Consider the following 16,145-nt stretch of genomic DNA (forward strand, 5'->3'; position numbering starts at 1 on the left):
GGCTAACTTATTATAAGTGTTTGGATTATTAATCATCAAAAAATATTGGCAAAATTTATAAACATTTCTTTTGGTTAGATATATAGTTAATTTTATATTTGCACACCAGAAAACAAAAAATGTTTTCTTTTAGGGCTCTTAGCTCAGCTGGATAGAGCACCTCCCTTCTAAGGAGGCGGTCGAAGGTTCGAATCCTTCAGGGCTCACGAAAAGCTTCACTAGAAATAGTGAGGCTTTTTTGTTTTTGTAGGCGATAGAAATTATCAAAAATTTCGAAATCTTTATTAGTTTTGACTTTATGAATGATAACTTTATTAATGAGTTTTTTGGAATAGGAATTCAAAATGGTAAAACCCCTGAGAATTTGGGAGTACTATGGCGTAGTGCTCAGAATATGGGTGCTAGTTTTATATTTACAATTGGTAACAGATATGCCAAACAGGCTTGTGACACACATAACGCTGTAAAATCACTTCCGTATTTTCATTATGAAACCTTTGAAGATTTTCACAATAACTTACCAAAAGGGGCTCGTATTGTTGGTGTTGAACTTGATGATGAAGCCGAAGATTTAGAAGCGTTTCATCATCCAAGACGATGCGTATATTTGCTAGGAGCCGAAGATCATGGCTTATCTAAACAAGCTATTTCTAAGTCCCATTTTTTAATTAAGTTCAAGTCTGAGTTTAGTTTAAATGTATCCGTAGCGGGTAGTATTATTATGTATGATAGAGGGCGCAATAAACCAAGATCATAGTTCCTTTTTAAGCTGGTTTAGCTAGAATTACAATTTTTTCATTGTTCATATTGGTTGTAAAAAAAAGGTAGTCTGTACCACCGTCTTTAATTTTGAATTTTTTTCGAATATCTTCTACGCGCTCTGGAAAGTTTCGAATCGTTATATTGGCTTTTTTAATGTTTAGTGCACGTACTGTCTTTTTATTATAATTAATAATTTTTTCAATTTTAAATCGCCTTCCGGGAAATTCAACGAGTTTATTATTGGTATATAGATGGGTGTGCTTATGTAACTTATTAAGTTTTAATTGTAAGGCAACATCACTAAAAGCACCAGATTTTAATATAGCAGCATTTGGTTCGTATAAAAAGTCAAGAGGTAACTGATAATTGCAGTCGCTATATAAATTAGATGATTTGACTAAACTTGTTGAAAAAGTTTCTACCTTATCTTTTTTGATATTTAAAGTTTCAACACTTAGTTCTCCGGTATAATTTTTTTCTAAAACCCAAAGCAATTCTTTTACTTCATTATTTAAGGCAACGATATGAACTGTTTTTACTGTAGATAATTCGTTTATTCCAACTGATAAATCTAACAGCGGGGAAGTTTTTATAAGGATGTTTTTTGTGTGCTCAAAGAGCAAATCAAGATGTTTTGGGACATTTGGCAGGCAGTCATTAAGAAAGAACACTTTGCCTTTAGAATCATGACGTCTAGATGGGTCCAGATAAATCCAGTCATAGGTTTTGTTAGATTTTGATAAATAAACTATACCGTCATCGCAAAATGTTTCTATGTTATTGATTATTAGTTGCTTGTAATTGTAATGTACAATGCTTGAAAGAGATTTATTAATTTCACAATGTGTAACAGTTTTAAAGACTTTTGAGAAATAAAAACAATCTACTCCAAAACCACCTGTTAAGTCGATTATGGAGCTTCCATGTATTAAGCTGCTTTTATATTTTGCTGTAGTTTCGGAAGAAGTTTGTTCAATATTTAACTTGTTTGGGTAATAAATGTTTGCCGTATTAAACCAGGTCGGAAGTTTTTTTTCACACCTTTTTTTAGCATCAATCTGCTCAATAATGTCTTTCGTTTCAACAGTATTGAAAGGAGTTCCTTTAAAAAGCAGTTTAGTAAGGTCAGACTTTAGATGGTTGTCAATGAACTCCTGAATATTGGTATTTAATATAGTAGGGTTCAAGGTGTATTAAAGATCCTTTGTGAGTTTTTTTACTATTTTATTATCAGAAAGAAACTCTTTTAAAATAACCTTTATGGCAGTATATGCAGGAACTGCCATGATGAGACCTATAACTCCAAATAAAATGCCTGTTATGAGAATAATAAGAAATATTTCTAAAGGGTGTGATTTTACACTTTTGGAGAATATAATGGGTTGACTTCCAAAGTTATCTACCAATTGACCAATACCAAATACTACTAATACCCATAAGGTTTTAGGTACTATCACTTCGCTAAATGATTCACCAAGGTGACTTGTCATGGTTAGAGTAAGCATTAGTCCGGCACCTATAACTGGGCCTACATAAGGAATTAAGTTAAGCAGAGCGCATAAAAAGGCAATTACAATTGGATTTTCTACACCAACAATAAGTAATCCTATGGTGTATATTATGAATAGAATAAGTATTTGAAATATTAGCCCAACAAAGTACCTTGATAATAAATCTTTTATCTTATTCGATGAGTTTTTCCATCGTGATTCTTTATTATCAGGGACTACCGTTAAAATTATATTTTCGAAAAGCTTACTGTCTTTTAAAAAGAAAAAGGAAATAAAAAGTACAGAAAAAAGACCGATACTAAAACTTCCTAAACCACTAATAAATGAGTTTAAAAACACAGGTATATGTGATAAGTCCAGTTCGGAAAGCCAACTGGAGGTATTCAGAGATTTTTCAATGTTAATATGGTACAAATTAAAATAGGTAACAATCTCTTTATAAAGGTTTTCAACATTTACTTGTAATTCGTTGATATTTAATAGTGAAAGGTTTTTTCCTTGCAATATTATTAATGGGATAAATAAACCAATCAAACCTAAGAATAAGCCTAGTAGTACGAACATAGTTACTACAACAGCAATAGTATTTTTAAATTTTAAGCGTTGTTCTAAAAACTTTACAATGGGTCTCCCAATTAATGAAATTACCGCTGCAATAGCTATATAGCCAATTACAGACTGAATTCTGTATAAGAAGAAAAGAAATATAGAGACACCTAAAATAATTGCTACAGATTTTAGTATGCCGTTGGTTATTGTTTTAGAATCCAATATTTATCGTTTTATAAAGTAAATCTAGTTATTTCAGATGAAAGGGAGAAATTCGAGACTAAAGTAATTGCTTAATGGCTTCATATAAAGTAATATTTGCTGCTTGAACCACATTCATACTACTGTTATGGCCATACATGTCTATATGAATAACATGGTTCGATTCTTTTAATATTGCATCTGATACTCCAAAACTCTCATCACCGATTACAATGACTATTGGTTTTTTAGTGGAAAACATAAAAGTATGCAGCGGCTTACTCGTGCTTGTGATTTCCAAAGATATAATTTGATGCCCTGATGTTTTTAAGGTTTTTATAGTTTCCAATGCCGATTCGCATATGTTATATTCAACTACTTTTTCAGTAGACCTTGCTGTTTTTGCCATTTTCCGACCCAAGGTAATATCAGAACCACAGAGAATAAGTTTTTTAATGCCAAAAGCATCTGCAATTCTAAATAAACTTCCAATGTTAGGGGCGTTCGTAACATGATCGCAAACTAAGGTTATTGGAAATTTACGTCGCTTGAAATTGGTGTTGTAGTGGGTGAGTTGCAATCTTCTATTTGTTTTACGGGTTTATAAAGCTAATTTTCAAAAGCATACTTTACAATATTGGCACCCATTTTCAATGCTTTTTCTCTCATATCAGACGGGTCATTATGTATTTCTTGATCTTCCCAACCATCTCCTAAATCACTTTCATATGTAAATAATAAGATTAGTCGTTCTTCCTGGAAAATACCAAAAGCTTGAGGCCGTTTACCATCATGTTCATGTATTTTGGGTAAGCCTTTTGGGAATTTATAAACGATACTAAATATAGGATGGTTAGTTGGGATTTCTACCAATTCTTTATCAGGAAAGACCTTTTTAAGCTCCTTAGTAATATAGGGTTGCATACCATAATTATCATCGATGTGTAAAAAACCTCCCGAGGTTAAATAGTTAGCTAAGTTTTCAGCATCAGATTCGCTAAAAAAAACATGGCCATGTCCAGTCATGTGTATTAATGGAAACTGAAAAATATCAGGGCTACTAACTTCAACCGTTTTGGGCTTAGAGTCCAATTTAGTGTTAATATTCGTATTGCAAAACTTTATCAGGTTTGGTAATGCTGTAGGGTTGCCATACCAATCCCCACCACCTTTATATTTTAAAATAGCAAGTTCTTGGCTAAAAGAGAAAAGAGTGAAAACACAAAAAACAAATAAAGAAAATATTAACTTCATTGTAAAATTTATTGCCCATTCAGGGTCTCATTTGTAAATGCTACAGAATGGCAGGCTACAATGGCAGCCGTTTCTGTTCGCAATCTAGTTTCTCCCAAAGTTACTGGAATAAAATTGTTTTTAGTTGCCAATTCAATTTCTTTAGGAGAAAAATCTCCTTCCGGACCTATCATTATAGTTATTGGGGTATTGGCTTTAATTTCTCCTTTTAAGGATTTTCTTTGCGTCTCTTCACAGTGAGCTATAAATAAGGAGCTACTAAATTCTTGGTTTATAAAAGACTTAAACGATAGTACATTATTTAATTTTGGCAAATAACAATTTAAAGATTGCTTCATTGCCGATTGCAAAATACGGTCAAAGCGTTCTGGTTTTATAAATTTCCGTTCGCTATGGTCGCAAATAATAGGGGTGATGCTGTCAATACCTATTTCTGTAGCCTTTTCTAAAAACCATTCATATCGATCATTCATTTTTGTAGGAGCGACAGCCAGGTGTAAATTGTAGCTGCGTTTTGGTTGTATTTCCTTTGAAATAATTTGAGCCGTACATTTATTAATCTTTGCTAAGATGATTTCTGCAGAGAACAACCACCCTTTCCCATTAGTGATTATTAGGGTATCACCAGATACTTTTCTCAATACTTTTACAATATGTTTACTTTCTTCTTTCGGAAAAGTGAATTGTGCTGTGTTTTCTGTGATATCAGGATTATAAAAAAGTTGCATGAAGCTAATATATAAATGAAAATTATATTTTTAATCTGGCGGAAGCCACAATATCTTGTTTAGAAAAATCATTGTTTAAGTATTTTAGGTAACCTACAATTGCAATCATAGCAGCATTATCTGTTGTAAACTCAAACTTTGGTATATAGGTTTTCCAACCAAACTTTTCCTCTCCATCTTTTAGAGCTTTTCTAATTCCAGAATTTGCTGAAACACCACCACCAATTGCAATTTGATTAACACCTGTTTTTTTTGTTGCTAATTTTAATTTATCAATTAAAATGCCAATGATAGTATACTGGATAGAAGCGCAAATATCATTTAGGTTTTCGGATATAAAATTAGGGTTTGCTTTTACTTCTCGTTGTATAAAATATAAAATGGCTGTTTTTAAACCAGAGAAACTAAAATTTAAACCATCAACTCTTGGCTTTGTAAATGTATAAGCTTTTGGATTTCCCAATTGTGCTCTTCGGTCTATTTCTGGGCCAGCAGGATAGCCTAATCCTAAAATTTTTCCACTTTTATCATATGCCTCACCAACGGCGTCATCAATGGTTTCGCCAATAACAGCCATATCAAAATAATCAGCGACTTTTACAATTTGTGTGTGTCCGCCAGAAATAGTCATTGCCAAAAATGGAAAACTAGGCTTTTCAAAACCTTCTTCGTCAATAAAGTGTGCCAAAATATGGGCTTGCATATGGTTTACATCAATTAAAGGGATGTTTAACCCAAAGGCTAATGATTTAGCGAACGATGTGCCTACTAACAAACTGCCCATAAGCCCTGGACCTCTGGTAAAGGCAACAGCACTTAACTCTGATTTATCAACACCAGCTTGTTTTAGAGCTTGAGAGACTACGGGAACAATATTTTGTTGATGCGCTCTTGAAGCTAATTCAGGTACCACACCTCCATATTCTTCATGTATTTTTTGGCTGGCCACAACATTGCTTAAAATACGACCGTTATGTATTACCGATGCTGCTGTATCATCGCACGAAGACTCAATTCCTAGAATATAAATATTTTGTGAAGACATTAATGAAATTTAGGCACAATAATTGTTAATTTTGAAAACGAATAAACGTCTTAATTTGGAGCTTTTATTTGTAAATGCAAATGTAGTTTATTCTTAATATAAAGTTATAACTTTAAGTCCTATCAAGAAGTTTTTTAAAATACTACTCAAAATAATAGGAATATTCCTGTTGTTATTCGTCATATTGGTGTTAGTACTGTCTATTCCTTTTGTGCAAACTGGACTTGGAAATTATGCAACTAAAAAGCTTAATGAAGAGTTTAAAACCAATATTAATATTGATAAAATAAGCATGCAGTTCAATGGAGATATTGAATTGAAAAAAATTTTAGTTAAAGATTATCAGAATGATACACTTATTGATATTGTTGAGTTAAATACTTCTATTCTTAATTTTAGTAATTTATCAAAAGGAGATTTAGTATTTGGCGATATTGATATCGAGGGGCTTATTTTTAATATTAAGACATACAAGGGTGAGAGAGACACTAATCTTGATTTTTTTGTAAACAAATTTGAGAGTGATAACCCTAGTGAAGAGAAAAGCACCTTTTTATTGTCATCAAGCGATGTGTCTATTTACGATGGAAAGTTTACGATGTCTGATGAAAATCTGCAGACTATTGAGTTGTTTAATTTTAGTGATTTAAATATAAATGCTACCAATTTTTTGATTTATGGAAGTGATGTAAGCATGCGCGTTAATACATTAAATTTTATGGACAGCAGGGGTCTGAAAATGAAAAATTTAATGACCGACTTTTCATATACTTTAAGTGATATGACGTTTGCTAATCTTCAATTGCATACGCCTTCATCAGTTTTAAAAGGAGATTTACAGTTTTCATATAAGCGAGAAGATTTACAGTTTTTTACAGATAAGGTCGCAGTAAAGGCGAATTTTAAAGATTCTAATGTTAAGTTAGATGAGCTTAATGTCTTTTACAACGAGTTTGGGGTTAATCAATCTGCAAAATTTAGTGTCGATATATCAGGTACTTTAAATGATTTGAAAACCAAAAATCTTAGATTAACGTCGAGTAGAAACACCAAAGTTTATGGTGATATACATTTTAAAAACCTATTTAACAAGGAGCCAGATAATTTTTATATGAACGGTAATTTTAGAAATTTATCGTCAACATATAAAGATTTAAAAGCCTTATTACCCAATGTTTTAGGTGCATCTATACCAAAGGCGTTTGATAGCCTTGGCGAGTTTGGTATTGTTGGTACAGCCCAAATTACATCGTCAACGGTTGTTGCAGATATGAATATTAAAACTGAGTTAGGTTTTATTGATTCTAATTTAGAGATTAATAAAATTAATGATATCAACAATGCGTCTTACAAAGGAAAAGTAGTTTTAGAAGAATTTGATTTTGGTACGTTTTTAAACGACCCAAAAGTAGGATTTGGTTCTCTTAATTTAGATGTTAATGGAAAGGGGTTTACCGCTGAAAATTTGGACACGAAGGTTATCGGTGATGTTTTTCAATTAGAATATAATGACTATAACTATAGTGGAGTTAAAGTTTCAGGGAACGTCATGGATAGAATTTTTGATGGAAATTTAATTGTTAACGATAAAAACCTAAGTCTAAATTTTACGGGATTTGTTGATTTTTCAGAATATGTGAAAAAGTATGACTTTGAGGCTGTGGTAGATTATGCGAATTTGAATGCTTTAAATTTTGTAAAAAAAGATAGCATATCTATTTTTAAAAGTAGTGTTAGAATGAATATGAATGCCGGAAGTTATGATGATGCCTCGGGTAAAATAATTTTTAAAAATACCGTTTACAAAAACGAAAATGACACATACAAATTCAATTCCTTTTATGCTGCCTCTAGGTTTGATGGCGATACACGATACGTCTCAATAAATTCTCCCGATATTATTGAAGGCGAACTAAAAGGTAAGTTTAGATTAAGAGATGTAAAAAAGCTTTTTGAGAACTCATTAGGTTACGTGTATTCAAATTATATTCCTAATAAAGTAGATTCGGATCAGAATATAGATTTTAATTTCAAAATTTATAATAAGATTGTTGAAGTTATTTATCCTGATATTGAGTTGGGTAAAAATACATTTATTAGAGGCCGTGTTGAAAGTGATGAAAAACAGTTTAAGTTAACTTTCAAGTCTCCCAAAATTAAAGTGAACGAATATTTTGCTAATAATATTGAGCTTCAAGTAGATAACAGCAATCCCGTATTTGATACTTATGTCGAGGTAGATAGTTTAAATACAAAATATTATAACGTTTCTAATTTTAATTTGATCAATGTTACTGTAAATGATACGTTATTTATGCGTTCTGAGTTTAGTGGGGGTAAAAGAAATAAAGATGAATACAATTTGAACTTTTATCACACGATAAATCAGAAAAACGAATCGGTTATTGGGTTTAGAAAATCAGATGTGACAATAAAAAATAATAAGTGGTTGATTAATGAAGATAATGACAGCCTACATAAACTCTCATTTGATAAAAAACTAACAAAACTTGACATCCAAAGATTTAGAATTAATCACGGAAATGAAGAAATAACAATAAAAGGTTTCCTTAAGGATTCAACTCAAAAAGACCTTAAATTGAATTTCACAGATGTTGATTTGCAAAAAATAACACCAGATATTGACAGTTTGAGGTTAGATGGAAATGTAAATGGAAAATTGGATGTTTTACAGCAAAATGGAAGTTATTTGCCTAACTCAAATATTGTTGTAGACAATTTTAAAGTGAATAAGTTCTTACTGGGGTCTTTTGATGCTAGCATTCAAGGAAATGAGTCTTTAAGCAATTATAAAGTTGATGCGACTATTAAAAATGATAATACAAATTCATTTAGTGCTACAGGAGATATTAATGTATTTGAAAACGAGTCTAATATAAATGTTACTTTGGCTTTTGATAAGTTTAACCTATTTCCTTTAAACCCTTTGCTAGATGGAGTGTTGTCAAATATACGAGGTACTGCATCTGGAGATGTTAAGGTGGAAGGTAACTTAAAAAAACCTGATATTAACGGTGAGCTGATTCTGAGTAAGGCCGGTTTAGGTGTGCCTTACCTTAATGTTGATTATGATTTTAATGATAAGGCATCTGTAAGCTTATATAATCAAACCTTTCAATTTAATGATATTCAAATTACCGATGTGAAGCATAAGTCTAAAGGTCGACTAAACGGCACTATAAGTCACATGAATTTTTCAAATTGGAGCTTAGGTTTGAATATTAATACATCAAGACTGTTGGTTTTAGATACTGAAGAATCGGAAGAATCCTTATATTATGGAACAGGATTTATAGGAGGTAGAGCAAGTATTAGTGGACCAACAGAACAGTTGGTTATTAGCGTAATAGGGGTTACTGAACGCGGTACAGTTTTTAAAATACCGCTAAACGATGCTACATCGTTTGGAGATAACACCTATATTCATTTTTTGACTAAGGAAGAAAAAAGAGCAAAGGAGGAAGGTATTGAGATTGTGGTTAATGAAATAGAAGGATTAGAACTTGCTTTTGATTTAGATCTAACTGAAGATGCAGAAGTTGAATTAATTATAGATAAAAGTACAGGGCATTCGTTAAGAGGAAAAGGAAGAGGGGGTATTCTTGTTGAAATTAATACCAATGGGAAATTCAATATGTGGGGAGATTTTGCAGTATTTGAAGGTGTTTATAATTTTGCTTATGGTGGTATTATACGCAAACAGTTTATTGTGCAACCTGGAGGTACTATTGCTTGGGAAGGAGACCCTTTAAAGGCGCAAATAGATATGTTAGCTATTTATAAAACACAAGCAAATCCATCTCCTTTATTAGATAGTCCCATTAATAGAAGTATTCCTGTTGAGCTTCAAATAGCCTTGGTTGGAGATTTAGAGCAACCAGAACCTGAATTTGATTTTGAATTTCCAAATGTGAATTCAACGATTAAATCTGAGTTGAATTATAGGTTGCAGACTCAAGAGGAAAAACAAAATCAAGCCTTGTATTTAATCTCAACCAATTCATTTTCAGGAGCAGGAACTAATTTGAATATATCTGGTACTATTGCAGATCGACTTAACGGCATTGTAAATAATATTTTTTCCAATGGTGATGGTAAGCTAAATATAGGTCTTAATTATGAAGCTGGTCAAAACAACCCAGATTATCAAACCGATGATAGATTTGGATTTACACTTCAAACCCAAATAAGTGATCGAGTTTCTATTAACGGAAAAGTAGGTGTGCCTATTTCTGGACGAGGGCAAAGTCAGACCCAAACTGTAATAGCGGGAGATGTTGAAATTTCATTTTTACTAAATGATGAAGGTACTTTAAGAGCTCAAGTTTTTAATAAAGAAAATAGCATTAGAAATTTTGGCGAAGATATTGGTTATACTCAAGGTATTGGAATTTCATATAGTGTGGATTTTGATACTTTTAAAGAGCTGCTTCAAAAGCTTTTTCAGAAACCTGATGACGATGATGAGATTGAAGAAGAAAAAACTGATAAGACGAATGAAAGTGACCTTCCTGATTACATCACAATGAAGTCTTCCACAAAGAAATAAAGCTTGTTTTTCGGTCATTTTGAGTTAATTAAGGTTTTATTTATCAACTAAAACGTTATAGTTTTTAAAGTCCTCTTAAAATATGATTTAAGTTATAGAAAAGTGGTTTTAGTTTAGTAATTTTACCCTAATAAATAAAGAAATTAATGCCAAAAACAATAAAAAAATTAGCAGTTCTAACCTCTGGAGGCGACTCTCCAGGAATGAATGCAGCAGTTCGATCGGTTGTAAGGACTTGTGCTTTTCATAATGTAGAATGTTATGGTGTTTATCAGGGCTATGAAGGATTGATTACTGGCGATTTTAAAATAATGGACGCCAGAAGTGTTAAAGGAATTATTAATAAAGGCGGAACAATTCTTAAATCTGCACGTTCTAAAGAGTTTAGAACTAAAGAAGGAAGGAAAAAAGCACATCAGCAGTTGTTAGATGCAGGGATAGAAGGATTAGTAGTTATTGGTGGAGATGGTTCTTTTACTGGTGCACTTATTTTTAATCAAGAATTTGGTTTCCCAGTAATGGGTATTCCAGGTACGATTGATAATGATATTTTTGGCACATCACATACATTAGGTTTTGATACAGCATTAAATACCGTAGTTGATGCCATTGATAAAATTAGAGATACAGCGAGTTCACATAACAGACTCTTTTTTATTGAAGTTATGGGACGAGATGTTGGGCACATTGCACTTAATACTGGAATTGCAGGTGGAGCGGAAGAAATATTGATTCCTGAAGAGGACTTAGGTTTAGATCGATTAGTAGAGTCTCTTAACAAAAGTAGAAAATCTGGAAAGTCATCTAGTATTGTAATTGTAGCTGAAGGGGATAAAATAGGTAAAAATATTTTTGAGCTTAAAGATTATGTAGATCAGAATATGGAGGGTTATGATGTTAGAGTTTCGGTTCTAGGTCATATGCAACGAGGCGGAGCTCCTTCGTGTTTTGATAGAGTATTAGCAAGTAGAATGGGAGTTAAAGCTGTTGAAGCTATATTGAATGGGCAAAGTAACTATATGGTTGGATTGTTAAATGGTAAAATGGAATTAACACCATTAGACAATGCCATAAAAGGAAAAACTAAAATAAACTTAGAATTATTGCGTGTCTCAGATATCATGAGCACTTAACATTTATAAACACGATTATGTCAAAATTAAAAATTGGAATTAACGGATTTGGTAGAATAGGTAGAATTGCTTTTAGAGTAGCAGCTTCAAGACCAGATATTGAAGTGGTAGGAATTAATGATTTATTAGATGTAGAGCACTTAGCTTATTTATTAAAGTATGATTCTGTTCACGGACAGTTTGATGGAAGTATTTCAACAAACAATGGAAACTTGGTTGTTAATGGAAATGAAATTAGAATTACTGCTGAGCGTAACCCAGAAGATTTGAAATGGGATGCTGTTGGAGCAGAAGTCGTTTTAGATTGTACAGGCATTTTTACCACTTTAGATAAAGCACAAGCTCATATTACCGCTGGAGCTAAGAAAGTTGCTATTTCTGCACCATCTGCAGATGCACCAATGTTTGTAATGGGAGTTAACCATAACGAGGTAACAGCTGCTGATACTATTGTGTCTAATGCATCATGTACTACAAACTGTTTAGCACCTTTAGCAAAAGTTATCAATGATAAATTTGGTATTGCTGAAGGATTAATGACAACAGTTCACGCTGCTACGGCAACTCAATTTACTGTTGATGGACCATCTAGAAAAGATTATAGATTAGGTCGTGCATCTTTAAATAATATTGTACCAGCTTCAACTGGAGCTGCAAAAGCTGTTGGTAAAGTAATTCCTGAATTGAACGGAAAATTAACAGGTATGGCTTTTAGAGTACCAACTGTTGATGTTTCTGTAGTAGATTTAACTTGTCGTCTTGAAAAACCAGCATCATGGGATGAAATTAAAGGCGCTTTAAAAGATGCTTCTGAAAATGAATTAAATGGTGTTTTAGGTTATACGGAAGAAGGTGTAGTATCTCAAGATTTTGTATCTGAACCGAAAACAAGTACATTCGATGTAAACGCAAGTATGGCTTTAAATGATGGATTCATCAAATTAGTATCTTGGTATGATAATGAGTTTGGTTACTCAACTAAATTAGTTGATTTAGCACAACACATTGCATCTGTAAAATAATATTAAATTATTAATACTTACTCCACAGAACTATTGTGTTTATAACACAGTTTTCTGTGGAGTTTTTTTATCTTTAAACTTATGATTTTAATTGTTGATAGTGGTTCTACAAAGTCAGATTGGTTGGCTGTAGATAATAACGGAAATAAATTAATGGAAAAGGTTAGGACAAAAGGACTTAACCCAGCCATTTTGAGTGACAAAAAGCTAGGTAAAATAATTAGAAAAAGTAAAGATTTAAAGAAAAACAGGGAGATAGTAACGCATGTGTTTTTTTATGGAGCTGGTTGTGGTACAGACAACGCTAGAGAGTTATTACATGGCGTGTTAAAAGAAATGTTTACGAATGCCCATATTGAAGTAAATGAGGATACTTTAGCTGCTGTTTATGCAACAATTAATAACCCAAAAGAAGCCGCCGTTGTTTGTATTTTAGGTACAGGCTCTAACTGCAGTTACTATGATGGTGAAAAATTACATCAACGTGTTAAATCATTAGGGTATACACTAATGGACGATGCATCTGGTAACTATTATGGTAAACAATTAATTAGAGATTACTATTTTAATCATATGCCAGAGAATGTAAAAATTGCATTCGGAGCAAAATTTAATATGGATGCCGACTTTATAAAATACAATTTATATAAGCAACCTAGTCCAAATGCTTATTTGGCAAACTTCGCAGAATTTATGTTCCTACATAAAGATTCAGAATATACTATAAACCTTATTAAAAACGGTATTAGAGTATTTGCGAAAAACATGATATTACAATATAAGGAAGAATTGAAAACAGTACCTGTTCATTTTGCGGGGTCTATTGCTTTTTTCGCCCAAAAAGAGATTAAGGAAGTTGGAGAGGAAATGGGATTTAAGATTGGCAATTTTGAGCGTAGACCAATTGATGGTCTCGTACCTTTTCATACCAGAGATTTGTAATTTTTAGATATTTAATTTTAATTTTTTGTGCAGAAGCATATAGCTGTTTATATTTCGAATAATGAAAATAAAAAGCTACTCCTACGTAAAATTAATTCTGGGGTATTAATTCCTGAACTGAAAACTTTGAAAGGAGCTGTTTTTTCCGAAATAACGTTAAATCGTTTTATTGAAGAAGAGGAGCGGCATGGACATTTTGATGTACAAACTAAAACTAATAATAGTTTAAAGAATTCGTCTGAAGGTGAACGTAAAAGAGCTCTGTTAAACCATATTTTATCAAAGAAACTTCCAGATTATATTATACTTGATAACGTCTTTGATTGTTTAGATGTATCTGCCCAATCTAAGATGACTACTAGGTTGGAAAATTTGAGACATAAGACAAAAATCATTCAAATTTCAACAAGAAAAAGAGATATTTTACCCTTTATAAGAGATGTTTATACGATTAAAGAAGGGGAACTTCAATTATTAGATACTTTAGAAAACACCAAAACTTTTCGCACCCATTTTGTTAAGGATTTACCACAGCCATTAGCGGTAAGTTCAACAAGGTATAATTGCTTAATTCATTTGAACAATGTTTCCGTGAGTTATGGTACGAGAGCCATTTTAAATCATATTAATTGGACTATCAGACCTGGAGAATTTTGGCAACTTATTGGTCCTAACGGCTCTGGTAAAAGTACTATTTTGTCTTTAATTTCAGGAGATAACCCAAAAGGATATATGGCAGATATGACTTTGTTTGGGATAAAAAAGGGTAGTGGGGAGTCGGTTTGGGATATCAAAAAAAATATGGGTTTCTATTCTTCGGAGATGTTAAGAGGGTTTAAGAGAAGGGATTCTATAGAGAGTATGATTGTTTCAGGTTTTTTAGATTCCATAGGTTTGTATACCTTTCCATCTGATAGTCAACTTAAAATTGCGAATGAATGGTTAGCACTTTTAAACATGACAAGTATCAAGAATAAAAGTTTTTCTTTTTTATCAAGTGGCTATAAAAGACTTGTTTTAATTGCAAGAGCTATGGTAAAACATCCACCTTTGCTTATTTTGGACGAACCTACAAATGGTCTTGATGATACCGATGCCCAAATGTTTGCTCAATTAGTTAACAAAATAGCAGCAGAAAGCGAAACTGCAATTATTTATGTATCACATAGAAAAGAAGAGCATATTAATCCCGATAAGATTTATGAACTTATACCAGGAATAAGCGGTTCGACAGGTAAAATCGTTTAAGCATGGTAGGAGGCGTTATAAATTATAAACTCTATTTTCTTGCTCATTCACTCTTATAAAAGTTGTTCGTTTGGTTAATTCTTTAAGCCTAGAGGCACCAACATAAGTACATGTGCTGCGTAATCCGCCTAATATGTCTTGAATAGTATGCTCAACGTTACCTTTATAAGGCACATCTACAGTTTTACCTTCACTGGCTCGGTAATCAGCAACGCCACCTACATGTTTTTCCATCGCTGTTGAAGAACTCATGCCATAGAATCTTTTAAAGGATTCATTATTCTTTTTTATAATTTCTCCACCACTTTCATCGTGACCTGCAAGCATACCACCTAGCATAACAAAATCAGCTCCAGCCCCAAAAGCTTTAGCAATATCCCCTGGTGTAGTGCATCCCCCATCGCTAATTATTTGACCTCCTAAGCCATGAGCGGCATCAGCACATTCTATTATCGCCGAAAGTTGCGGGTACCCAACACCAGTTTTTACCCGTGTTGTACAGACAGAACCAGGACCAATACCAACTTTAACAATATCTGCACCAGAAAGGAGTAATTCTTCAACCATTTCTCCAGTAACAACGTTTCCTGCCATAATGACTTTTTCAGGATATGCTGTACGCGTTCGCTTTACAAATTCTGTAAAATGCTCAGAGTAACCGTTTGCGACATCTATGCATACAAATTTTAAATTAGGATTAATACTCAGAACATGTTTTAACTTTTCAGAGTCATTAGCACTTATACCAGTGCTAATAGCAATATTGGATTTCATATTATCGGGTGAATAGTCTAAAAATTTTTGCCATTCGCTTATCGAGTAATGTTTGTGTATTGCCGTAAAAAGGTTTTTTTCTGATAAAGCTGTGGCCATATCAAAAGTACCTACTGTATCCATATTTGCGGCCATAATAGGAACACCTGACCAAAGCATTGGGCTATGCAAAAATTTAAATTCACGCTCTAAGCTTACTTCAGATCTGCTTTTAAGTGTTGATCGTTTAGGACGAATCATAACGTCTTTAAAGCCTAATTTAACATCATACTCTATTCTCATAAATAATGGTTTCGGGTTGTTTTTGATTTTAAAATTAATAAAATTTAAATCAATTATGGCCAAGGTTTAAGTATTATAGTTTCTTTAAATTAGTATATTTATAAATAAGTTAATTTAGGCGATA

General features: G+C 32.6%; 13 protein-coding genes and 1 tRNA gene. 7 read left to right on the top strand and 7 right to left on the bottom strand.

The features are described 5' to 3' along the window. The first annotated feature begins 132 nt into the window (after window positions 1-132). Together Q0857_RS08405 and Q0857_RS08410 are read left to right on the top strand one after the other, a co-directional pair. Window positions 133-206 (top strand) — tRNA-Arg (locus Q0857_RS08405). Between the two features lie 92 nt (window positions 207-298). Next, on the top strand, window positions 299-757 hold the full coding sequence (locus Q0857_RS08410; protein ID WP_298533770.1) for an RNA methyltransferase: 459 nt from the start codon (window positions 299-301) through the stop codon (window positions 755-757). A 7-nt stretch (window positions 758-764) separates the two neighbouring features. Here the strand turns inward: Q0857_RS08410 and Q0857_RS08415 are convergent, their stop codons facing one another. The 6 genes from Q0857_RS08415 to tsaD are packed head-to-tail and all read right to left on the bottom strand — an operon-like array spanning window position 765 to window position 6,050. Further along, on the bottom strand, window positions 765-1,949 hold the full coding sequence (locus tag Q0857_RS08415; protein WP_298533772.1) for a class I SAM-dependent methyltransferase: 1,185 nt from the start codon (window positions 1,947-1,949) through the stop codon (window positions 765-767). 6 nt (window positions 1,950-1,955) lie between these two features. Further along, window positions 1,956-3,044 (bottom strand): AI-2E family transporter, encoded by a 1,089-nt coding sequence (locus Q0857_RS08420; protein WP_298533774.1) that lies wholly within the window; start codon window positions 3,042-3,044, stop codon window positions 1,956-1,958. 58 nt (window positions 3,045-3,102) lie between these two features. Then, window positions 3,103-3,603: a TrmH family RNA methyltransferase gene (locus Q0857_RS08425; protein WP_298533777.1), complete on the bottom strand. Its 501-nt coding sequence runs from the start codon at window positions 3,601-3,603 to the stop codon at window positions 3,103-3,105. 29 nt (window positions 3,604-3,632) lie between these two features. Next, window positions 3,633-4,277, bottom strand: a complete 645-nt coding sequence (locus tag Q0857_RS08430) for a DUF4159 domain-containing protein (RefSeq protein WP_298533780.1) — start codon at window positions 4,275-4,277, stop codon at window positions 3,633-3,635. 8 nt (window positions 4,278-4,285) lie between these two features. Then, window positions 4,286-5,005, bottom strand: a complete 720-nt coding sequence (locus Q0857_RS08435) for a 16S rRNA (uracil(1498)-N(3))-methyltransferase (RefSeq protein WP_298533782.1) — start codon at window positions 5,003-5,005, stop codon at window positions 4,286-4,288. 22 nt (window positions 5,006-5,027) lie between these two features. Continuing rightward, on the bottom strand, window positions 5,028-6,050 hold the full coding sequence (gene tsaD, locus Q0857_RS08440; RefSeq protein WP_298533784.1) for a tRNA (adenosine(37)-N6)-threonylcarbamoyltransferase complex transferase subunit TsaD: 1,023 nt from the start codon (window positions 6,048-6,050) through the stop codon (window positions 5,028-5,030). Window positions 6,051-6,219: 169 nt separating this feature from the next. On the opposite strand from tsaD, the gene Q0857_RS08445 reads away from it, so the two are divergent. The 5 genes from Q0857_RS08445 (at window position 6,220) to Q0857_RS08465 (ending at window position 14,965) form a co-directional block, all read left to right on the top strand. Further along, the gene (locus tag Q0857_RS08445) at window positions 6,220-10,620 is read left to right on the top strand and encodes a translocation/assembly module TamB domain-containing protein (RefSeq protein WP_298533786.1); all 4,401 of its coding nucleotides are present in this window, start codon (window positions 6,220-6,222) and stop codon (window positions 10,618-10,620) included. A gap of 146 nt (window positions 10,621-10,766) precedes the next feature. Beyond that, window positions 10,767-11,753 carry a 6-phosphofructokinase gene (gene pfkA / locus Q0857_RS08450; RefSeq protein ID WP_298533789.1) on the top strand — a complete coding sequence of 329 codons (987 nt, stop codon included), beginning with the start codon at window positions 10,767-10,769 and terminating at the stop codon, window positions 11,751-11,753. Between the two features lie 17 nt (window positions 11,754-11,770). Continuing rightward, entirely contained in the window at window positions 11,771-12,775 is a 1,005-nt protein-coding gene (gene gap, locus Q0857_RS08455) for a type I glyceraldehyde-3-phosphate dehydrogenase (RefSeq protein WP_298533791.1), read from the top strand. A gap of 81 nt (window positions 12,776-12,856) precedes the next feature. After that, window positions 12,857-13,717 carry an N-acetylglucosamine kinase gene (locus Q0857_RS08460; protein WP_298533794.1) on the top strand — a complete coding sequence of 287 codons (861 nt, stop codon included), beginning with the start codon at window positions 12,857-12,859 and terminating at the stop codon, window positions 13,715-13,717. Window positions 13,718-13,744: 27 nt separating this feature from the next. After that, complete coding sequence (locus Q0857_RS08465; RefSeq protein WP_298533797.1) at window positions 13,745-14,965, top strand: ATP-binding cassette domain-containing protein; 1,221 nt, start codon at window positions 13,745-13,747, stop codon at window positions 14,963-14,965. Between the two features lie 15 nt (window positions 14,966-14,980). On the opposite strand, the gene Q0857_RS08470 is transcribed toward Q0857_RS08465, so the two are convergent. Further along, window positions 14,981-16,021, bottom strand: coding sequence for a GMP reductase (locus Q0857_RS08470; RefSeq protein ID WP_298533799.1), 1,041 nt, complete (start codon window positions 16,019-16,021; stop codon window positions 14,981-14,983). Window positions 16,022-16,145: the final 124 nt, after the last annotated feature.

This window comes from uncultured Algibacter sp. (assembly GCF_947495925.1).
GTDB lineage: Bacteria > Bacteroidota > Bacteroidia > Flavobacteriales > Flavobacteriaceae > Algibacter_E.